Annotated in this window: 19 protein-coding genes and 6 tRNA genes; 11 read left to right on the top strand and 14 right to left on the bottom strand. The window is 58.0% G+C overall.

Going from position 1 to position 19,864, the window contains the following annotated elements; genetic code table 11:
• Positions 1 to 578: 578 nt before the first annotated feature.
• Positions 579 to 654: transfer RNA gene (locus tag G5380_RS03410), tRNA-Asn, on the bottom strand.
• A gap of 133 nt (positions 655 to 787) precedes the next feature.
• Between G5380_RS03410 and uvrB the strand changes: the two genes are divergently transcribed.
• The 3 genes from uvrB to G5380_RS03395 all read left to right on the top strand — a co-directional run bounded on the left by uvrB (position 788) and on the right by G5380_RS03395 (position 3,880).
• Complete coding sequence (gene uvrB, locus G5380_RS03405; RefSeq protein ID WP_421210173.1) at positions 788 to 2,800, top strand: excinuclease ABC subunit UvrB; 2,013 nt, start codon at positions 788 to 790, stop codon at positions 2,798 to 2,800.
• Entirely contained in the window at positions 2,797 to 3,054 is a 258-nt protein-coding gene (locus G5380_RS03400; RefSeq protein ID WP_005360976.1) for a YkvA family protein, read from the top strand. Before uvrB ends, G5380_RS03400 begins: the two co-directional genes overlap by 4 nt.
• A gap of 178 nt (positions 3,055 to 3,232) precedes the next feature.
• Entirely contained in the window at positions 3,233 to 3,880 is a 648-nt protein-coding gene (locus G5380_RS03395; protein ID WP_040069761.1) for a DedA family protein, read from the top strand.
• A gap of 79 nt (positions 3,881 to 3,959) precedes the next feature.
• Here the strand turns inward: G5380_RS03395 and dsbB are convergent, their stop codons facing one another.
• Together dsbB and nhaB are read right to left on the bottom strand one after the other, a co-directional pair.
• Positions 3,960 to 4,481 (bottom strand): disulfide bond formation protein DsbB, encoded by a 522-nt coding sequence (gene dsbB, locus G5380_RS03390; RefSeq protein ID WP_005336895.1) that lies wholly within the window; start codon positions 4,479 to 4,481, stop codon positions 3,960 to 3,962.
• Positions 4,482 to 4,579: 98 nt separating this feature from the next.
• Positions 4,580 to 6,160: a Na(+)/H(+) antiporter NhaB gene (gene nhaB, locus G5380_RS03385; protein ID WP_421207301.1), complete on the bottom strand. Its 1,581-nt coding sequence runs from the start codon at positions 6,158 to 6,160 to the stop codon at positions 4,580 to 4,582.
• A 333-nt stretch (positions 6,161 to 6,493) separates the two neighbouring features.
• On the opposite strand from nhaB, the gene fadR reads away from it, so the two are divergent.
• From fadR to G5380_RS03355, 6 genes are all read left to right on the top strand, one after another.
• Positions 6,494 to 7,207, top strand: a complete 714-nt coding sequence (gene fadR, locus G5380_RS03380; RefSeq protein WP_026034983.1) for a fatty acid metabolism transcriptional regulator FadR — start codon at positions 6,494 to 6,496, stop codon at positions 7,205 to 7,207.
• A gap of 265 nt (positions 7,208 to 7,472) precedes the next feature.
• Positions 7,473 to 7,613: a TIGR02808 family protein gene (locus tag G5380_RS03375; protein WP_005345965.1), complete on the top strand. Its 141-nt coding sequence runs from the start codon at positions 7,473 to 7,475 to the stop codon at positions 7,611 to 7,613.
• 187 nt (positions 7,614 to 7,800) lie between these two features.
• Positions 7,801 to 8,358, top strand: a complete 558-nt coding sequence (locus tag G5380_RS03370; RefSeq protein ID WP_005336887.1) for a YaeQ family protein — start codon at positions 7,801 to 7,803, stop codon at positions 8,356 to 8,358.
• Positions 8,359 to 8,370: 12 nt separating this feature from the next.
• A complete protein-coding gene (locus tag G5380_RS03365; RefSeq protein WP_421352369.1) occupies positions 8,371 to 9,255 on the top strand; it encodes an AEC family transporter in 885 nt (294 codons plus the stop codon).
• 230 nt (positions 9,256 to 9,485) lie between these two features.
• Complete coding sequence (locus tag G5380_RS03360; RefSeq protein ID WP_076491525.1) at positions 9,486 to 9,950, top strand: hypothetical protein; 465 nt, start codon at positions 9,486 to 9,488, stop codon at positions 9,948 to 9,950.
• A 283-nt stretch (positions 9,951 to 10,233) separates the two neighbouring features.
• Positions 10,234 to 12,069, top strand: a complete 1,836-nt coding sequence (locus G5380_RS03355) for a sigma 54-interacting transcriptional regulator (protein WP_421204961.1) — start codon at positions 10,234 to 10,236, stop codon at positions 12,067 to 12,069.
• A 170-nt stretch (positions 12,070 to 12,239) separates the two neighbouring features.
• On the opposite strand, the gene G5380_RS03350 is transcribed toward G5380_RS03355, so the two are convergent.
• From G5380_RS03350 to G5380_RS03320, 7 genes are all read right to left on the bottom strand, one after another.
• Positions 12,240 to 12,316: transfer RNA gene (locus tag G5380_RS03350), tRNA-Val, on the bottom strand.
• Positions 12,317 to 12,354: 38 nt separating this feature from the next.
• A tRNA-Val gene (locus G5380_RS03345) sits at positions 12,355 to 12,431 on the bottom strand.
• A gap of 26 nt (positions 12,432 to 12,457) precedes the next feature.
• Positions 12,458 to 12,534 (bottom strand) — tRNA-Val (locus G5380_RS03340).
• Between the two features lie 18 nt (positions 12,535 to 12,552).
• Positions 12,553 to 12,629 (bottom strand) — tRNA-Val (locus G5380_RS03335).
• 12 nt (positions 12,630 to 12,641) lie between these two features.
• Positions 12,642 to 12,718, bottom strand: a tRNA-Val gene (locus tag G5380_RS03330).
• Between the two features lie 159 nt (positions 12,719 to 12,877).
• Positions 12,878 to 14,257 (bottom strand): MATE family efflux transporter, encoded by a 1,380-nt coding sequence (locus G5380_RS03325; protein WP_040069252.1) that lies wholly within the window; start codon positions 14,255 to 14,257, stop codon positions 12,878 to 12,880.
• 149 nt (positions 14,258 to 14,406) lie between these two features.
• Complete coding sequence (locus tag G5380_RS03320) at positions 14,407 to 14,613, bottom strand: YaeP family protein (protein ID WP_005345813.1); 207 nt, start codon at positions 14,611 to 14,613, stop codon at positions 14,407 to 14,409.
• Between the two features lie 132 nt (positions 14,614 to 14,745).
• On the opposite strand from G5380_RS03320, the gene G5380_RS03315 reads away from it, so the two are divergent.
• Positions 14,746 to 15,363: a riboflavin synthase subunit alpha gene (locus G5380_RS03315; RefSeq protein ID WP_216978855.1), complete on the top strand. Its 618-nt coding sequence runs from the start codon at positions 14,746 to 14,748 to the stop codon at positions 15,361 to 15,363.
• Between the two features lie 174 nt (positions 15,364 to 15,537).
• Here the strand turns inward: G5380_RS03315 and G5380_RS03310 are convergent, their stop codons facing one another.
• The 4 genes from G5380_RS03310 to G5380_RS03295 all read right to left on the bottom strand — a co-directional run bounded on the left by G5380_RS03310 (position 15,538) and on the right by G5380_RS03295 (position 18,953).
• Positions 15,538 to 15,741, bottom strand: coding sequence for a CPXCG motif-containing cysteine-rich protein (locus G5380_RS03310; RefSeq protein WP_005336871.1), 204 nt, complete (start codon positions 15,739 to 15,741; stop codon positions 15,538 to 15,540).
• Between the two features lie 271 nt (positions 15,742 to 16,012).
• Entirely contained in the window at positions 16,013 to 16,672 is a 660-nt protein-coding gene (hxpB, locus tag G5380_RS03305) for a hexitol phosphatase HxpB (protein WP_139478532.1), read from the bottom strand.
• A gap of 126 nt (positions 16,673 to 16,798) precedes the next feature.
• Positions 16,799 to 17,977: a formate-dependent phosphoribosylglycinamide formyltransferase gene (gene purT, locus G5380_RS03300; RefSeq protein WP_216978854.1), complete on the bottom strand. Its 1,179-nt coding sequence runs from the start codon at positions 17,975 to 17,977 to the stop codon at positions 16,799 to 16,801.
• Positions 17,978 to 18,062: 85 nt separating this feature from the next.
• A complete protein-coding gene (locus G5380_RS03295) occupies positions 18,063 to 18,953 on the bottom strand; it encodes a DMT family transporter (protein WP_224967576.1) in 891 nt (296 codons plus the stop codon).
• Between the two features lie 226 nt (positions 18,954 to 19,179).
• Between G5380_RS03295 and G5380_RS03290 the strand changes: the two genes are divergently transcribed.
• On the top strand, positions 19,180 to 19,767 hold the full coding sequence (locus G5380_RS03290) for an FMN-dependent NADH-azoreductase (RefSeq protein WP_005352326.1): 588 nt from the start codon (positions 19,180 to 19,182) through the stop codon (positions 19,765 to 19,767).
• Positions 19,768 to 19,864 lie beyond the last annotated feature (97 nt).

Genomic DNA, 19,864 nt, shown 5'->3' with positions numbered 1-19,864 from the left:
CAGCCGGGCTTGCACTCTCATGGGTGAGATTTTAGATTCTGCTGTCTAGCGCTTCGCCACAGATCGGTTTCAGCAGATTCAACCTGGGGCTCTCTTGGTCGTAAAAGAGTCAAATGACGAGATACTAGCGTCATTCCCATATGGGGAAAGGGCTGGCAAAAAGATATCTCCGGAAAGTGCCAATAGAGCCTGTTAATCAACAGTTACAGAGGGTGGGACAAAACAGAATAAAATCAGGTTAGCCTGTAAAATGGTCTCCTGTTGCAGGGGATAACAGGCAATCCCGCGTCCTGACAGGGCTTGCTGCACTTACCCACAGAATCTGTGGATAACCCTGTTTATGAAACTTGTTCATCGCCCTGAAAGCCGCGCCAGTACTGGGATGCAAGGGCTGTTCAAAAAATACCGGAAGAAAAATGTTTGTATAAAAATCAAATAGTTAGATGCGGCAGGAGAAAACTCTGTCGAGCCGGAACGGGTCACAAAAGGGAGCGTCAGCAGCAAGAAGTATCTTGTGCATTAAAATTGGCAGGAGAGGGCACTAAAGTGGATAACTTGCACCGAGATGGTGAGGAATTTGGCTCCCCCGACTGGACTTGAACCAGTGACATACGGATTAACAGTCCGCCGTTCTACCGACTGAACTACGGGGGAACATCAGGCAAGGAGGAGCATCATACAGAAGGTGTCCGAGGTGGTCAAGCCATTCGCGGGATGATGGCGCAGGTGTACCGCTGCCAGCCCCTCGGTTACACTGCTCCTCTGCTGTTTTGTGTCGGGAGTGTTCATGAGCAAATTGTTCAAGTTAGCCAGCCAGTTTCAACCCGCCGGGGATCAGCCCACGGCGATTGCCCAACTGCTGGATGGCATCGAGTCGGGGCTGGCTCATCAGACCCTGCTAGGGGTGACCGGTTCGGGTAAGACCTTCACCATGGCCAACGTCATCGCCACCCTGAACCGCCCGACCATGATCCTGGCTCCCAACAAGACCCTGGCCGCCCAGCTCTATGGCGAGATGAAGGAGTTCTTCCCCGACAACGCGGTGGAGTATTTCGTCTCCTACTACGACTACTACCAGCCCGAAGCCTATGTGCCGACCACCGACACCTTTATAGAGAAGGATGCCTCGATCAACGATCACATCGAGCAGATGCGATTGTCGGCCACCAAGGCGCTGCTGGAGCGGCGCGACGTGGTGATCGTCGCCTCGGTGTCGGCCATCTATGGTCTGGGGGATCCCCAAGCTTATCTGAGCATGATGCTGCATCTCAAAGTGGGGGATGTGATCAACCAGCGGGATATCCTGCGCCGTCTCGCCGAGCTGCAGTACACCCGTAACGACATGGCGTTCCAGCGCGGCACCTTCCGGGTGCGCGGTGAAGTCATCGATATTTACCCTGCCGAATCTGACAAGCTGGCGCTGCGGGTAGAGCTGTTTGATGAAGAGGTGGAGCGCCTCTCCCAGTTCGATCCCCTGACCGGCGCTATCGAGCAGACGGTAGTGCGCTACACCATCTACCCCAAGACCCACTACGCCACCCCGCGCGAGACCATTCTCGGCGCCATCGAGCATATCAAGGAGGAGCTGCGCAGTCGCCGCGAGCAACTGTTGTCTCTCAACAAGTTGGTGGAGGAGCAGCGCATCAGCCAGCGCACCCAGTTCGACATGGAGATGATGCAGGAGCTGGGTTACTGCTCCGGCATAGAGAACTACAGCCGCTACCTCTCCGGCCGTGCGCCGGGGGAGCCGCCGCCCACCCTGTTTGACTACCTGCCGGGGGATGGCCTGCTCATCATCGATGAGTCCCACGTTACGGTGCCGCAGATCGGCGCCATGTTCAAAGGGGACCGCTCCCGCAAGGAGACCCTGGTGGAGTACGGCTTCCGGCTCCCCTCGGCGCTGGACAACCGGCCGCTCAAGTTCGACGAATTTGAAGCGCTGATGCCGCAGACGGTGTTTGTCTCGGCCACCCCGGGCCCCTACGAGCTGGAGAAGTCCGGCGGCGATGTGGTGCAGCAGGTGGTGCGCCCAACCGGCCTGCTCGATCCGGAGATCGAGGTCCGTCCTGTGACTACTCAGGTGGATGATCTGCTCTCCGAGATCCGCAAGCGGGTGGCGGTGGAGGAGCGGGTACTGGTCACGACCCTGACCAAGCGGATGGCGGAAGACTTGACCGAGTATCTGGCGGAGCACGACGTCAAGGTGCGCTATCTCCACTCCGATATTGATACGGTCGAGCGGGTGGAGATCATCCGCGATCTGCGCCTTGGCAAGTTCGATGTGCTGGTGGGCATCAACCTGCTGCGGGAAGGTCTCGACATGCCGGAGGTGTCGCTGGTGGCGATTCTGGATGCGGATAAAGAGGGCTTCCTGCGCTCGACCCGCTCGCTGATCCAGACCATAGGCCGGGCGGCGCGTAACCTCAACGGCAAGGTCATTCTCTACGGCGATACCATCACCAACTCGATGAAGGTCGCCATTGAGGAGACCGAGCGGCGTCGCGCCGTGCAGCATGCCCATAACCTCAAGCATGGGATCACCCCCAAAGGGCTCAACAAATCCATTGGCGATGTGATGGACATGGGCGGCAGCCGCACGGCAGGCAAACCAGGCAAGGGGATGCGCAAGGCAGCCGAGCAGCAAGGGGAATACCATGTCCTCTCAGCCAGCGAGATTGCCAAAGAGATCAAGCGGATGGAGGAGCAGATGTTCCAGCATGCCCGGGATCTGGAGTTCGAACAGGCGGCGGCACTGCGGGATCAGATTCAGCATTTGCGCAGCGAGTTGATCGAATCATGAGCCGTAAACGCTGGCTGATTTGGCAACGACTTCGTCGTCTCTATCAGGGCTTTCGCCATCCCGGTACCCCATGGTGGGCGAGGGGACTGGTGATCCTTATCCTGCTCTATGGCATCAGTCCGGTGGATCTTATCCCCGACGTGGTGCCCTTGCTGGGTTGGTTCGATGATGTGACCCTGCTGCTGGTGTTGCTATGGGGCTGGGAGCGTTGTCTTCCCCCCGCAGTGCGCAGCGATCTGGAACAGGCCTCCTAGTTCACCTTTTCAACACCACGCTCGACATCACTCTGTGCGCTCCCACCCTCGAAGGAAGCGGAAAAACGGTTTCATTTGAAGGTGGGCTCTGCAGGATGAAAAAGAGGCTGGCCGGTGATTGTCGCCCGAATGGCATTGGCGTAGACTCCACGCCGTTCACTTTATGGGTATGGAAAAAATGGATCTGATCCTCTTTGCAATCGACTTTATTCTGCACGTTGACGTGCATTTGAAAGAGCTGTTCGAGAACTATGGCGTCTGGGTTTACGCCATCCTGTTTCTGATCATCTTCTGTGAAACCGGGTTGGTAGTGACGCCGTTCCTGCCGGGTGACTCCCTGCTGTTTGCCGCCGGTGCGCTTACCGTGGGCAGCGTGCTGGACGTCCATACCCTGGCGGCCGTGCTGATCATCGCTGCCGTGCTGGGCAACGTGGTCAACTACACCATTGGTCACTTCTTCGGCGAGCAGTTGTTCCGCAACCCGGACTCCAAAATCTTCCGCCGCGACTATCTGGAGAAGACCCACGCTTTCTATGCCAAGCATGGTGGCAAGACCATCATCATCACCCGCTTCCTGCCTATTGTGCGTACGTTTGCGCCGTTTGTGGCAGGGATGGGGGCCATGACCTATCCGCGCTTTTTGGCGTTCAACCTGGTTGGAGGCCTGCTGTGGGTGCTGTCGTTCGTCTATGCGGGCCACTTCTTTGGCAATCTGCCGGTGGTGCGTCACAACTTTACCCTGCTGATCTTCGGCATCATCGGTATTTCCCTGTTGCCCATGGTAATTGGCGCGGTCAAGGCCAAGATGAGCACTGCCAGGGCGTAACCAGAAATACGGTCAGCCAGAACGAGAAAGGGGGGAGCCATAATGGCTCCCCCCTTTTATCTCCACACGGCCATGATGATCAGTTGCAGCAACGCCCTTTCACCAGATTGCCGATGGCCACTACGGTGAAGACCAACAGGTAAGCGGCGAAGATGACGACCAGCCACTGGGGCATGGAGTAACCGAAGAACTGCCAGGTGATCTGGGCACAATCCCCTTCCGGCATAAAGAGCCAGGGGAGCCACTGATCGAGCGGAGCCCAGCTCGGGAAGTCGGCAAACGGGCTGCAGACGTTGAACGGGGAGGGGTTAACCTGATAGTCCACATGCTTGAGGGCCAGCTGGAAGCCGCGGAAGGCACTGTAGCCCCAAAGCAACATGGCACTCCAGCGAACATACCATTTATCCGGCGCCACCATGCCGAGCAGACCGGCGGCCAGCACACCCAGGGTCGCCAACCGTTCGTAAACGCACATCACGCACGGGGAGAGGCCCAGCACATGCTGGAAGAAGAGGGCGCACAACTCGAGGAACAGGGCTGATGCTGCCAACAGGCCCCAAGCCAGCCGATGGGCGGCAATACGGCGGAGAAACTCGATCATCTCATTGATCTCTCAGAAAAAACAGTGGCTGAATTAGAGCAGAGCGGGGCAGAAAAGAAAAGGGCCCTGAAAGGGCCCTCGGAAACCATCTCAATGGATTAATGCAGCGCCGGCTGTACCGCTGGCAGCGCACTCTCCATCACCAGCCATCCGTGCTGATAGAACCATTCGGTGGCAGGACCAAGCAGCAATTCGACAGAGAAAAAGCCGATCAGCCCCAGCACCAGGGTGTAGGGCAGCGCCATCCAGACCATGCGGCCATAGGAGAGACGCAGCAGCGGCGCCAATGCCGAAGTGAGCATAAACAGGAAAGCGGCCTGACCATTGGGAGTGGCGACCGACGGCAGGTTGGTACCTGTGTTGATGGCTACCGCCAGCAGATCGAACTGGGCGCGGTCGATGGCACCATTAAGCATGGCCGTCTTCACCTCATTGATGTAGACAGTGCCGACAAAGACGTTGTCACTGACCATGGAGAGCACCCCGTTGGCCAGATAGAAGAGGGCCAGCTGGTTCTCCGGTTTGGCAGCCAGTACCAGCTGGATCACCGGCTTGAACAGCTGCTGATCGATGATGACGGCGACCACGCTGAAGAAGACTGCCAGCAGGGCGGTGAAGGGGAGTGCCTCCTGGAAGGCTTTACCCAGCGAGTGCTCCTCGGTGATCCCGGTCAGGGAGGTGGCCAGCACGATAACCGAGAGGCCAATCAGGCCAACGGCTGCCAGGTGCATGGCCAGGCCGACGATCAGCCAGACCGCAATCAACGCCTGAACGATCAGCTTGGCCTTGTCTTGCGGGCTGCGTTTTGCCTCTTCGTAGCGATTGTACTCCTCCATGATGGCACGCACCGTGTCCGGCAGGCGGGCACCATAGCCAAACCAGCGGAACTGCTCTACCAGCACGCAGGTCAGCAGACCGCAGATAAAGACGGGGACGGTGACGGGTGACATACGAATGGCAAATTCGGCGAAGTTCCAGCTGGCTTGCTCGCCGATGATGAGGTTTTGCGGCTCGCCCACCAGGGTGCAGACACCACCCAGCGCGGTACCGATGGCGGCATGCATCATCAGGCTGCGCAGGAAGGCGCGAAAATCATCGAGATCCTGGCGATTGCGCTCAGCCACTTCCTTATCGTCGGTATGGTCATGGCTGTGACCAAACTCCTTGCCGGAAGAGACCTTGTGATAGATGGCATAGAAACCGGTGGCAACGCTGATCACCACGGCAATGACCGTCAGTGCATCGAGAAAAGCTGACAGGAAGGCGGAGACCAGACAGAAGGAGAGGGAGAGCAGGATCTTGGAGCGAACGCCGATCAGCAGCTTGGTGAAGACATAAAGCAGCAACTGCTTCATGAAATAGATGCCTGCCACCATGAACACCAGCAGCAGCAGCACTTCGATATTGGCGACCAGCTCGTGCTTGACCTGATCGGCGGAGGTCATGCCGATCAACACGGCTTCGATCGCGAGCAGGCCACCCGGTTGCAGGGGGTAGCACTTGAGGGCCATGGCCAGGGTGAAGATAAACTCAACGACCAGTAACCAGCCCGCAATGAAAGGATCAAGGTAGAAAGCGACCGGATTGATCGCCAGAAATAGCAAGATGGCGCTTTTATACCACTGTGGTGCATTGCCCAAGAAGTTCTTGGCGAATGCCTGCCCTAGGCTTATTGGCATGATAATGGGTCTCAACTTTGTTGTTAGGATCTGCTTCTATGCAGTCAAGGATGATTCGACCTGTGCCTCCGGATGTTGGCCTTTATCTGTCTGATTCCTCGTGATTTTAATCAAAAAGCGTGACGATTATAAATGATAGCCGATGGATCTCTGCCCATGTGTCTGTTTTATAACCACCTTGTCGGGGTTGGCTGGCTCCCCTGCGGCGATTAGATACATATTCCCAACACTATATTTGCCATATGTGAGCAGAGGACTGACCTTCTGCTTGCCAGCCATCATCGCTTTGATATCATTCGTCAGCCTTTTTACGCATTACAACAGAGTCAATTCATGGTTATAAAAGCGCAGAGCCCAGCTGGGTTTGCCGAGGAATACATCATCGAGTCCATCTGGAACAATCGCTTTCCTCCCGGATCTATTCTGCCCGCCGAGCGTGAATTATCCGAGTTGATCGGGGTGACCCGGACTACCTTGCGCGAAGTGCTGCAGCGACTGGCCCGTGATGGCTGGTTGACCATACAGCATGGCAAGCCGACCAAGGTGAACAATTTCTGGGAAACCTCCGGCCTCAATATTCTGGAGACGTTGGCTCGTCTGGATCAGGACAAGGTACCTGATCTGATAGCTCAGCTGCTCTCCGCCCGTACCCACATCTGCACCATCTTTATCCGCGGGGCGATCCGTCACAATCCGGAACAGGCCGCCGAGATCCTGCGTGGCGCCGATGGGGTCGAGAACAACGCCCAGGCTTATGCCGAGTTCGATTATCGCCTGCACCACCAGCTGGCGTTTGCTTCCGGCAATCCGATCTATGCTTTGATCCTGAACGGTTTCAAAGGGTTGTACAGCCGGGTCGGCAGCTACTACTTCTCCGACAAGCAGGCCCGCGAGACCGCAGATGCCTACTACAAGACCCTGCTCAATCTGGCGGAGACCAAGAACCACGAAGCCGTGTTCATGACGGTGCGTCAGTACGGTATCGAGTCCGGCAAGCTCTGGACCCGCCTGCGTCAGGACATGCCAAGCGATCTGTGCGACAACTGATCCCTTGTCTGTGCTTTCCAAGAAACGCGCCATCCGGCGCGTTTTTTTATTCTGCCGTGTTTGTGTCTATCCTAGATTGGTGATGGTAATTGCTTGAACTGCATGGATATTTGGCCAAAAAGCTTGATCCAGCGCAAATGAACCCTGCATTTATCACTTTGGTGGCATAGGGCCCAACCGCTGATTGAGGTCAAATGGAGGCATGAAGAGCGGAGCCAATATCCGCCAGAAGGAACACACCTTTCACCGGATGAAGGACACAACAATGAGTCTTCTTGAACACACCATCTGGACAGTACTGGGATACGGGGCCATGCCCTTTATCTTTCTGAGCGGATTCGTGGCGGTGGCAGTGACCTGTTGCATGCTGCTGAACGCGTTCGGGGTACAGTCCGCCGAGAAGTGAGTCGCTTCTCATGCCGCCAAATGCCAGTCTTCGGACTGGCATTTGTTTTTTGTGTCTTTTAAAGCACTTATCCCGGCAGTGAAGGGGAAATCTTTGGTCAGTATGGTCGAACCTGCCGCCGATTTTGATTACACTGGCGCCCGTATTTCCCACTCACCCTTCTCTTATCAGGTGTTCAAGGTTTTCTATGGCTCTCAAGGCAACTGTATTCAAGGCCCAGATCAGTTTGTCTGATATGGATCGCAATCTGTATCAGGACTTCTCCCTCACGCTGGCACGCCACCCCTCCGAAACCGATGAGCGGATGATGATCCGGCTGGCGGCTTTTGCTTGGCACGCCGCCGAGCGACTGGAATTCACCAAGGGATTGAGCGCCGATGATGAACCCGAGCTCTGGTGCAAGAACTACTCGGACGAAATAGAGCTCTGGATCGAGTTGGGCCAACCCGATGAAAAACGGCTGAAAAAAGCCTGCAACCGCGCCCGTCAGGTGGTGCTCTATCTCTACGGCGGTCGTGGCACCAGCGTCTGGTGGAAGCAGAACCAGGGCAAGCTGAGCCAGCATGACAACCTCAGCATCATCGAACTCTCCGACAGCCAGACTTTACCGCTGACCGCTATGGTCGAGCGCACCATGCAGCTCACCTGCACTATCTCCGATGGTCAGCTCTGGGTCAGTAACGGCGCACTGGAAGTGACGCTAGATCCGGTGGTGCTGATGGGCAAACCGGCCCGCGAATTGTAACGGACGCCGCCCATGTTCAGCGCCCTGCTCAATATCGTCATCCCGGTGTTCGGTGTGGTCGGTCTCGGCGCACTCTACGGGCGATTGCGACCGGGGGCCGCTCTCGGTTACGTCAATCGGGCCAATATTGAGCTGTTTACCCCGGCGCTGGTCTTCTCCGCGCTGGTCAAGTACCCGCTGGCGCTGGCGGAGCATCTGCCGCTGATTGCAGCGGGGGCGCTGGTTATCCTGTTACCCGGTCTGCTGCTCGCACTGATCAAACTCAAAGGGATTGAGCGGGCAGCGCTGATCTTGCCCGCCATGTTCCGAAATACCGGCAATCTCGGTATCCCCTTGATGGTGCTGGCGTTTGGCGAGCAGCAACTGGGGGCCATCGTGATCCTCTTTGTGCTCTCCAATCTGCTGCACTTTTCGGTCGGCATGTTTATCCTCTCGGCCAATACCTCCCGCTGGCTGTGGCTGCGCAGCCCTGTTCTGTGGGCCGCGCTGGCCGGTTTGCTGGTGGCCAACCTGCACATTACGCTGCCGGAATATGTGGTTACCACGGCCTCGCTGCTTGGCCAGGTCTCGGTGCCCCTGATGCTCTTTGCGTTGGGTATTCGCCTGATGGAGGGGGAGCTCGATCACCTGGGCCTCGCGCTCAAGTGCAACCTGCTCTATCTGCTGGCGGGGGGATTGTCGCTGCTGCTGGCGATCTGGCTGTTGCCGCTCAAGACGGAGTGGATCCCGCTGTTGATGTTGTCGGTTTCCTTGCCCCCTGCGGTCTTGAATTACATGCTCTGCGAGCAGTATCACTGTCAGCCGGACAAGGTGGCCAGTATCGTGCTCGGCGGCAATGCCCTCTCTGTGCTGGTGATCCCGCTGGCGGTCTGGTTGGCACTTCATCTGCCCGGCTAAGCCAGATTGAATCGCTGCGGCGGTGCGACTCACTGGTCTATTGCTTGATCGAACCGAGTCGCAGTAGTTAGCATCTCATCCATGCGATTTCTGTCCAACATTGCCTCCGTGATACATCTGTCGTCCCCTTATCCGGCCCCCGGCCCCCGGCCCCCGGCCCTAACGGCGACAGCTATAGTTGAAACAGAGCTGACTGACACTGTTTAACCAATGCCAGTGAGGGAAACCGGATGAGCACAAGTGAGCAATCTGATCCTGTGGGGCAGGCAAAATCGCGCTATGACCCGGCATTGCCTACCGGTTATGACTGGCGCAGACACCGCCGTTTTATTCTCAGTGGGGGTGGTTACAAGGCAGAATGCAGCCGTCGTAACTGGTTTCTGGAGTTGCTCAACCCGGTGCCCTATGTGGTGGTGCGCGACATAGCCATCGGCGGCATCGGTATTCTGGGGGCCATACGGTTGAAGGAGGGGGATGAGCTGGTGATTGCCATTCCCTCTGGCGAGAAACTGCGCGGTCTGGTCGTGAGATCCCAGCCAGACCCACTCTTTCCCAAACTCTATCGCACCGGTATTCGTCTGCATCGATATCCGACGGCCGAGCTGTTTGCCCGCTGGCAAAGTTACATTCAGCCGCAAGATAAAGCGGATTTCGACCATGAGTGCCAAGTCTTGAAACAGGTACGTGGCGCGTGAGCCAAATGCCATTTCAGTGGTTGTTTTCCCCATAGTCAGCATGATTTGTCGATGGACTTTGCGGATCAGCAGGCTTGGCTGTTCCGAGTGGTTTATCTTGCTGCATGTGTTTTCATCTTTATGTTTTTATTGAATTTTATCTGTACCTCTGAAGTCGTGGAGGATACGGATCATTTTCCCTTTTCGTGATCCCCCCCGAAGTAGTTCCCCCTGATATCCCTTAGTATCTGGCCAGCATGACTCCCTTTAGGGGGAAGATAACAAGAACAAAAAGGAATGATGGATGAGATCCGTGAGCAACCAGTGTCTGTTGATGCAGATCCAGCCGACCATCTTGCGCTTTGCCAAGATGCTGGCGAGTGTGCTGCAGCTTGAGGTCGAGATTGTGGATGCCGATATGGTTCGGGTGGCTGGCACCGGGCCCTATGGCAAGTTCTTCGGACGTCAGCTGGAGGGGGATTCCCGCCTGCTGCGCTATGTGATTGATAATCAGCGGGAGAAGATCGTTACCCACACCAGCGATGATCCCGTGTGTGACGGCTGTACCTGCAAGGAGAGCTGCCGTGAGCGCGCCTTCCTCGGGGTGCCCATCATGGTGGACGAGCGCTGCATAGGGGTGATCAGTCTGGTGGCCTTCAGCGACGAGCAGCAGGCGCGCCTCAACAACAATCTGCAGGATGTGTGCGACTATGTGCGCCACATTTCCACTATCTTTGTGGCCAAGTTGCTCGATTCACGCGGGCTGTCGGACGGGGTCAACAAGGTGTTCCTCAATCTGATGACCAATATGGATCAGGGTTGCCTGCTGCTCGATGACAAGAGTCAACTGCTCTACGCCAACGAGGCGGCACTCCATCATCTGGGTTGCCAGCAGGAACAGCTGCAGGGGCGCGAAGTGGGGATCCGCCCGCTCACCTTCTCCCAGCAGGGGCTGAGTGGTCATCTTCAGCACATCATCACTTTTGAAGGTCGTCAGGAGCTGATCATCGGCCAGCTACATCATGTGCAGGGCCAGCAGCTCTTTCTGATGGCGTTTCACCAGTCCCACTCCGGTCAGGTTCAGGAGCCGGATCCGGATGTGCGGATCGATCAGCTGATCGGCGAGAGCAAGCCGATGCGCACCCTCAAACGACTGCTGCACCGCATCGCCCAGAGTCCTTCCAGCGTGCTGATTTGTGGCGAGAGCGGTACCGGTAAAGAGGTGGTGGCCCGCGCTGTCCATCGCCTGAGTCCGCGGCAGGACAAGCCTTTTATTGCCATCAACTGTGCCGCCATTCCCGAACAACTGCTGGAGAGCGAGCTGTTTGGCTATGTGAAGGGCTCCTTTACCGGTGCCTCCAGCGGTGGCAAGCAGGGCCTGATCCAGGCAGCCCATCAGGGCACCCTGTTCCTTGACGAGATTGGCGACATGCCGCTCACCATGCAGGCCAAGCTGCTGCGGGTGCTGGAGCTGCGGGAGGTGACCCCCATCGGGGCCAGCCGACCGGTGCCGGTGGATATTCGCATCATCGCCGCCACCCACCAGCATCTCGATCAATACATAGCCGAGGGGAAGTTTCGCGAGGATCTCTACTACCGCATCAACGTCATCCCCCTCAACCTGCCGCCACTGCGGGAGCGGGAAGGGGACGTGGAGCTGCTGACCCACTACTTCCTTAACCTGCACACCAGCCGCATTGGCATTGTCTATCCCGGTCTGGCGCCCGAGGTGATGGCGCTGCTCAAGGGGTATCGCTGGCCTGGAAACGTGCGCGAGCTCAGCAACCTCATCGAATATCTGGTCAACGTCAGCCAGGCGGGCGAGGTGATTGACGCCAGCCTGCTGCCCCCCAACATCATCCGCAATCAGGAGCCCCATCGCGTCACCGCCCAGTCGATCCCGGTGACCAATCTGGATGCGGCGTTCAATGTGCCTGCCACCGCTCCGCTCGCCGCAATGCCGGAGAAACTGCCTGAACCCGCTCCGGGTGAGAGCGGCCTTGAGAGCATGGAGAAACAGATGATTGAAGAGACCCTGCAGCGGCTCGGCAACAAGAAACTGGCCGCACAGGCGCTGGGGATTGGGATTGCCACCCTCTATCGCAAGATAAAGAAGTACGAGATTGCCGTGCAGAGCTGAGGCGCTGGCGGCATCTATCCGGCCCGTGTCGTTCATCGGATGACACGGTTTTTTTATGGGAACAAGGCTTTGCGCCATTGCCGAACAGTGCTGAACGGATTGGCGGGGCAGGGGAGTGGCTGCATTGCAGAATGCAAAAAGCCCGCTCGATGAGCGGGCTTTTTATAATCTGGTGCGTCCTAGTGGATTCGAACCACCGACCCCCACCATGTCAAGGTGATGCTCTAACCAGCTGAGCTAAGGACGCAGGGTGCGCAATGCGACTTTTATTTCTTTATGCAGAAGTGGTGGGTTTAATTGGATTCGAACCAACGACCCCTACCATGTCAAGGTAGTGCTCTAACCAACTGAGCTATAAACCCACATCTGCATTTCTTTCAATGCTGAATGGTGCGTCCTAGTGGATTCGAACCACCGACCCCCACCATGTCAAGGTGATGCTCTAACCAGCTGAGCTAAGGACGCATAATCAGTATTCTGTAATGGTGCGTCCTAGTGGATTCGAACCACCGACCCCCACCATGTCAAGGTGGTGCTCTAACCAGCTGAGCTAAGGACGCATCACAGAAAAGTGGTGGGTTTAATTGGATTCGAACCAACGACCCCTACCATGTCAAGGTAGTGCTCTAACCAACTGAGCTATAAACCCACTTTCTCTTACTTCACTACGCCAGCGCTGCTGACGTGGTCGGCATACTACCCATGCCCCCCAAGGCTGTCAACAGGCCATATGCACAAAGGAGACTGTTTGCCCAGTTCTTGCGCAGCCTGTTGATTTTGCAGGCGAGTTGTCGCTTGCCAAGCCCTGTTACTGAGATCGCGACAGGGTAGTGCAGGCCTCCGGAGTGGCAAAACGGCCGTAGATGTAGCGCAATCTTGCCCCCAGCATCAGGGCCGCACTGGTGAGGCCGACGATAAAGCCGATCCAGAAACCCTGCGGCCCCATCCGTGGCACCAGCCAGTCGGTCAGACCCAGGATCATGCCGGTGGGCAGCCCCAGTCCCCAGTAGGCGACGATGGTGACGTAGAAAATCGCCTGGGTATCCTTGTAACCGCGCAGTGCGGCGGCCGCGACCACCTGTACCGAGTCGGAGATCTGATAGATGGCGGCGAAGAACAGCAAAATGGCCGCCAGAACGATCACCTGCTGATCATCGGTATAGATGGAGGCGATCTGCTCGCGCAGTAACACCGTCATGGCGGCAGTGGCAGCGGCAATGGCCATCCCCAGCATCAAGCCGGTGCGAGCCGCCACCCGAGCATGATGGGGCTGCCCTTCGCCGATGCTGTGACCGACCCGGATGGTGACACCCACCCCGATGGAGAGGGGCAGCATAAAGACCAGGCTGGAGAAGTTCAGCGCAATCTGGTGGCTCGCCACCGTCTCGGCGCCGAAGGGGGCCAGCATCAGGGCCACCACGGTAAACAGGGTCACCTCGCAGAAGATCGCCATGGCGATGGGGAACCCTAAGCGGAACAAGCGCCAGATCCGGCTGCCGTTGGGGCGAGCCAGCTGGGAGAAGAGCCGGATCTCGGTGAAGTGACGGGAGAGCTTCACATAGAGGATCATCGCCAGCAGCATGGCCCACAGCACGATTGCCGTGGCCACGCCACAACCCACCCCGCCAAGCTTGGGCATGCCGAAGTGACCGTGGATGAAGATGTAGTTGGCGGGAATATTGACCGCCAGCCCGACAAAGCCGATCACCATGGTGGGCATGGTGTGGGAGAGCCCCTCACTGAAGTTGCGCAGCACCTGGAACATCACGAAGGCGGGCAGGCCCCACAGGATGGCGTGCAGGTAACCAGTGGTCTTGGCGGCCATCACAGGCTCCACATCCATGAACTGCAACGCCAGCGGGCTGTAATAGAGCGCAATCATCGCCAGCGGGGTGACGATCAGTGCCAGCCAGAAACCCTGATGAACGGCCGGGCGAATGGCTTCGCGTTTACGGGCGCCATTGAGCTGGGAGACGATGGGGGTGAGCGCCATGATGATCCCCTGCACCAGCAGGATCACCGGTAGCCAGAAGCTGGACGCCACCGACACGGCGGCCAGATCGACCGCACTCACCTGACCCGCCATCACGGTATCGACGAAGTTCATGGCGACCTGAGCCACCTGGGCGACCAGAATGGGGCTGGCTAGACGGACGAGCTGCTTCGCCTCGGACCAATAACGTTGCACTGACACCTCCGAGTGGATCAGATAAGAGTAAAAAAGAGCGGAAATCGGGAAGAGCCTTTGCACTTTCGGACGAAAGTGCAAAGGGTGGGGGAGGCATTCTAGCCTGAAATTCAGCCAGGACGAAATAGTTGCCACCCCAAGGGGCAGGATCAGGCGTCTTCGTGATCGCTGATCAGCAGGTTGGCAGCGGCATAGGCAGCCTGCTCGCGCAGCTCGGCGGGTACCCGCTCATCAGCGGCGACCGCGTTGAGGGCGCGGATAGTAGCGGCGATGGCGTTTGGCACATAGCCCTGCTCGCCGGAGCCAATCTGGTTATAGGCGATACGGATCGCTTCACAACATTGATATACCTGCATTTCTTTTTCCTTGTTTACCCGGATGTGAACGGCGTCACTATAGCGATCGGGCGCAAGCTTGTCAGCCTGTACCCTTGTCTCACCCTCTGCCCGAGGTTAACCTGCCCTTTTTGCAGTAGCAGGAGACGAGAGATGTTCACTGGCATAGTGCAGGGGACCGCCGAACTGGTGGCCATCGAAGAGCAACCCAACTTCCGTACCCATGTGATCCGCATGCCCAGCCGGGAGTGGGGGGAAGGGTTGGCCCTCGGTGCCTCGGTCGCTCACAACGGCTGCTGTTTGACCGTCACCCGGGTCGAGGGGGAGCTGGTCAGCTTCGATTTGATGCAGGAGACCCTGCGCCTGACCAACCTCGGCAAGCTGCAGGTGGGGGACAAGGTCAATGTGGAGCGGGCTGCCCGCTTTGGCGACGAGATCGGCGGTCATGCCATGTCTGGCCATATCATCGGCATGGCAGAGGTTACCTCGGTGATCGACACACCCAACAACCGTCAGGTGTGGTATCGCCTTGCTCCCGAGCTGATGAAATATGTGCTGACCAAGGGGTACATCGGCATTGACGGCATCAGTCTGACCATCGGCGAGGTGCGTGAGCGGGAGTTCTGCGTCCACCTGATCCCCGAGACCTTGGCCCGCACCAACCTGGGTTGGGCCAAGGCTGGCTGGCAGACCAATATCGAGATCGATCCTCAGACCCAGGCCATCGTCGATACCGTGGAGCGGGTGCTGGCGGCACGCGGGGGTAACTGAAAGGAACCGGCTCGGTTTCAATCGTCTCATAAGCAAGGGCCTGCAGTGTGCAGGCCCTTGTTATTTACATGGTGAAAATATCCACTCAACTTTTTATGGCTCGCAGTCACAACATCTGCTCAGCTCTTTGCGACTTGCATGCAAAACAGCTGCTCGGCCTTTTGTGACTCGTAATCAAAACAGTTGCTCGTCGTCTGCATCCACAAACAACTGCAAACAGTCGCGTGCTTCGTCGCGGTGAAGCCGCAGATGGATCGGATTGCAACAGGCCATGCAATCTTCGTAAAACTCCTGATCACCCTGGCTGGCATCCAGCTCGACCCGGGTATGGTGGCCGCAGTGGGGGCAGACGATGCGCTTGCTGGTGTACTCGATCATGATAACCTCCTCGGGCCCTGAGGCCGCCTATCTACCCTGATTCTAGTCGGGCTGCAGGGGGTTAACCGCGAGCAAACGCACGTTTATGACAGAGATCAAGCCTGAGGGATGGCAAGGTGAAACCGGCTGGACTGGTCGTGTGCGATAAGCACAATCCGGTTGTGATTGACGGGTGAAAAGAGGGGAATTGCCAACGGTTGTTTGGCAATAACAGGGGGCTGGAGCCCCCTGCGGATATGAGAACGCGAGCGCAGCAAGGCGCCGATAGGCGCTATTTGACCCAGCTGGCCAACATGTCGGCATTGAGTTCGGCCAGCGAGCCGAGCTGGTAGTTGGCGATGGCCAAGCGTGGGTCGCCCACTAAAGCGGGATCCGGCACGATCAGCGCTGTCATGGAGGCCGCCTTGGCCGCCAGCAAACCGGTAAAGCTGTCTTCGATGGCCAAGCAGTGCACCGGTTCCACCCCCAGTTTCTCGGCGGCGTGGATATAGACATCCGGGTGCGGTTTGCCGAAACGCTCGATTTCCGCAGAGTGAACCGCCATAAAGCGATCGCGAATGCCGAGTTTGCCGAGTACAGCTTCTACCATGGCAAAGGGTGAGGAGGTCGCCAGACCCACTTTCAGGCCGCGGGCCTCGATAAGGTCGAGCGCCTCCTGCACACCGGCTTTGGCCTGACCTTCGGAGAGGATCAGGGCGTTGACCCGATCCAGAATGCGCTGTACCACCTCTTCCTGAGTCGGGCCGCTCCACGGGCGCAGGCGATACCAGTGGGCAACCAGCTGATCTATGCGCACGCCGATGGTCGACTCACAATCCTCGACGGTGTGGGGGTGACCCAGTTCGGAGAAAACGGCGATTTGGGCCCGTTGCCAAAAGGGTTCCGAGTCGATCAGAACACCATCCATATCGAAGATCACGGCAGCTAACATCTTGTACTCCTGACAAATTTGAAGAGGGGATTATAAGCCTGACGGGGAAATGCAAAAGGGGCATTGCCATGCCCCTTGCGCTCGATCACATCGGCAAACGTTTGTTTTGCTGTGGCAAAAAAGCCCTTAGAACAGTACTTCGACCTTGGCGGCCACAGCTTTGGCTTTTTCCACCGCATCCTGGCAATCCGCTGCGCGGGTCAGCGCCACGCCAAGACGGCGGCGACCGGCGATCTCCGGCTTGCCAAACAGCCGCAGCTGGGCGCCCGGCACCAGCGCCAATGCCTCACCAATTCCCTGATAGCGGATGTCCTGGCTGTGCCCTTCGCGCAACACCACGGCGGAGGCACTCGGCCCGTACTGGGTGATGGTGCCGACCGGCAGTCCCAGAATGGCGCGCACGTGCAGGGCGAACTCGGAGAGATCCTGCGAGATCAGGGTCACCATGCCGGTATCGTGGGGGCGGGGGGAGACTTCGCTGAACCACACCTCATCCCCCTTGATGAAGAGTTCGACCCCGAACAGGCCGTAACCGCCGAGGGCCTCGACCACCTTGGCCGCTACCTCTTTGGATCGGACCAGCGCCAGCTCGCTCATCACCTGTGGCTGCCAGGATTCGCGGTAGTCGCCATCTTCCTGCCGGTGGCCGATAGGGTCGCAGAAGTGAATGCCATCGACGGCGCGTACCGTGAGCAGGGTGATCTCGTACTCAAAGGGAACGAAGCCCTCGACGATCACCTTGCCACGACCGGCGCGGCCACCCTCCTGGGCGTAGGTCCAGCTCTCATCCAGCTTGGCGAGATCGCGCAGTACACTCTGCCCCTTGCCGGACGAACTCATCACAGGTTTCACCACGCAGGGCAGGCCGATAGCCTCGACGGCGGCGACAAACTCCTCTTTGCTTTGGGCAAAACGATAGGGTGAGGTGGGCAGACCCAGGGTCTCGGCGGCGAGGCGGCGGATCCCTTCCCGGTTCATGGTGAGTTGGGTAGCGCAGGCGTTGGGCACTACCTTGACCCCTTCTTGCTCAAGGGCAGCCAGGGTATCAGTGGCAATCGCTTCAATCTCGGGGATGATGAGGTCGGGTTTAACCTCGGCAACCAGGGCACGCAGGGCGTTGCCATCGAGCATGTCCAGCACGTGGGCTGCGTGGGCCACCTGCATGGCGGGGGCGTTGGCATAGCGGTCGGCGGCGATCACTTCGATCCCGAACCGTTGCAACTCGATGGCGACCTCTTTGCCAAGTTCGCCGGAGCCCAGCAGCAGGGCACGGGTGGCGCCGGGGCGGGTTGCGGTTCCAAACATACGATCTCTCCTGATGTCGATGGTCATTGTTGATGATCGCTATCGCACGAATAGCGGACAAAAAAAGAGGCACGCATGGCGTACCTCAGGAAACGGGTTTGTGAGCGCGCTGCTCCAGATGGGTCAGCAAGGTAATGGCGCCAATGATGATGGCGGCGCCAAGCCACAGACGGCCGGGGGGCGCCCAGCCAAATACCAGCCAGCCCGCCAGCACGTTCATCGGCAGCTTGGCAAAATCGAAAGGCTGCACGAAGGAGGCCTCTGCCACGCTGTAAGCGCGAGCGATGGACATTTGGGCCAGTGCCGTCAGCACGCCGGAGGCGGCTACCAGCAGCCACTGGCTCTCGCTTGGCCACTGCCACTCCGGCAGGGCCAGCATGATGTTGAACGGGGTACTAAAGATAAGCAGATAGACCACAATGGTGTGGGATGATTCGTTGGCCGCCTGATAGCGCACCATCAGGGAGTAGCCGGCCCAGAACAGCGCCGCCGCCACCGGCAGCAGGGAGGCCCAGTTGAACTCGTCAGTCCAGGGGGCGAGGATCAGCATGGCGCCGGCAAAGCCCGCCAGGGTGGCCAGAATGCGGGTGCGGCTCACCTGCTCCTTGAGCAGCAGGGCGGAGCCCAGGGTGGCAAACAGCGGTGAGGTCATCAGCAGGGCGATCCCCTGCCAGATGGGGACGGGGTACGCCAGTGCCCAGAGCCAGAGCTGGATGCCGATCACTGCCAGCAATACCCGCAACAGGTGCAACCGGAACTGATTGGTCATCAGGGATTGGCGCAAGCCATGACGAACCAGCCAGGGCAGTAGGCAGATCAGGGCGATCAGGTATTGATGGAAGGCGACCTGAGTCGATGGGAGGCCAAGCTTGAAGCTGACATACTGGCTCAGGCTGTTGACGGCGGCGAAGCAGAGTCCTGCCACCATCATCCAGACTGCACCGGCCAAAGGAGAGTGCCTGCGCGAGGGTATCATGGGATCCGGGTCGCTGGAAAAAAGTGCGGCGGATCATAACGGCAATCGTTTGTTCTGCCAAGGGTGGAAGCGCGGCCGCAGGGTTGGCTGGCGAGGAAGTGGCCTTGCATCAAAAAATTTGAACAAGTTGAGCATCTATTTTCGCTATCAGCAAATAAGCACAATGTTTAGAGTGACCTCCATCGACAGCAAGGCTGTTCAACCGACAACCAAATGGAGTTTCACCATGGCCAATATCCTCGTACTCAAATCCAGCATCCTGGGTCAATATTCCCAATCCAACGCCCTGATCGACGGCTTCCTGGCTGATCATCAGGATGATGCCGTCACCGTGCGTGATCTGGCGGCCCTCAACCTGCCGGTGCTGGATGGCGAGCTGGCCTCCGGCCTGCGTGGTGGTGATAACCTCAATGAGCGTCAACTGGCGGTGATCGCCCAGTCCGACGAGCTGATCGCCGAACTGAAAGCGAGCGACTTGGTGGTGATTGCGGCCCCCATGTACAACTTCAACATCCCGACCCAGCTGAAAAACTGGATCGATCTGGTGGCTCGTGCTGGCGTCACCTTCCGCTACACCGAGACCGGTCCGGTGGGTATGGTTGAAAATACCCGTGCGCTGGTGATCAGCCCCCGCGGCGGCATGCACGTCGGCAGCGCCACCGATCTGGTCACTCCCTACATGCGTACCGTGCTCGGTTTCATCGGTATCAAAGAGGTGGATTTCATCTACGCCGAAGGGATGGGGATGGGCCCGGATGCCCAGAGCAAGGGGATGGAAGCGGCCAAAGCGCAGCTTGAGGCTCTGGCTATCTAAGGGCTCTCTTTTATAAGGGCTCTCTATCCCGTCAGGGGTTATCTCTTCAAGGGGTTGCCCTGCGAGATACAAGAACGCAGCCATCAGGCTGCGTTTG

It is taken from the genome of Aeromonas sp. 604443 (assembly GCF_049170315.1).
Lineage (GTDB): Bacteria > Pseudomonadota > Gammaproteobacteria > Enterobacterales > Aeromonadaceae > Aeromonas > Aeromonas veronii_A.
The sequence above is the reverse complement of the archived record's forward strand: the minus strand, read 5'-3'. Positions and strand labels throughout refer to the sequence as shown.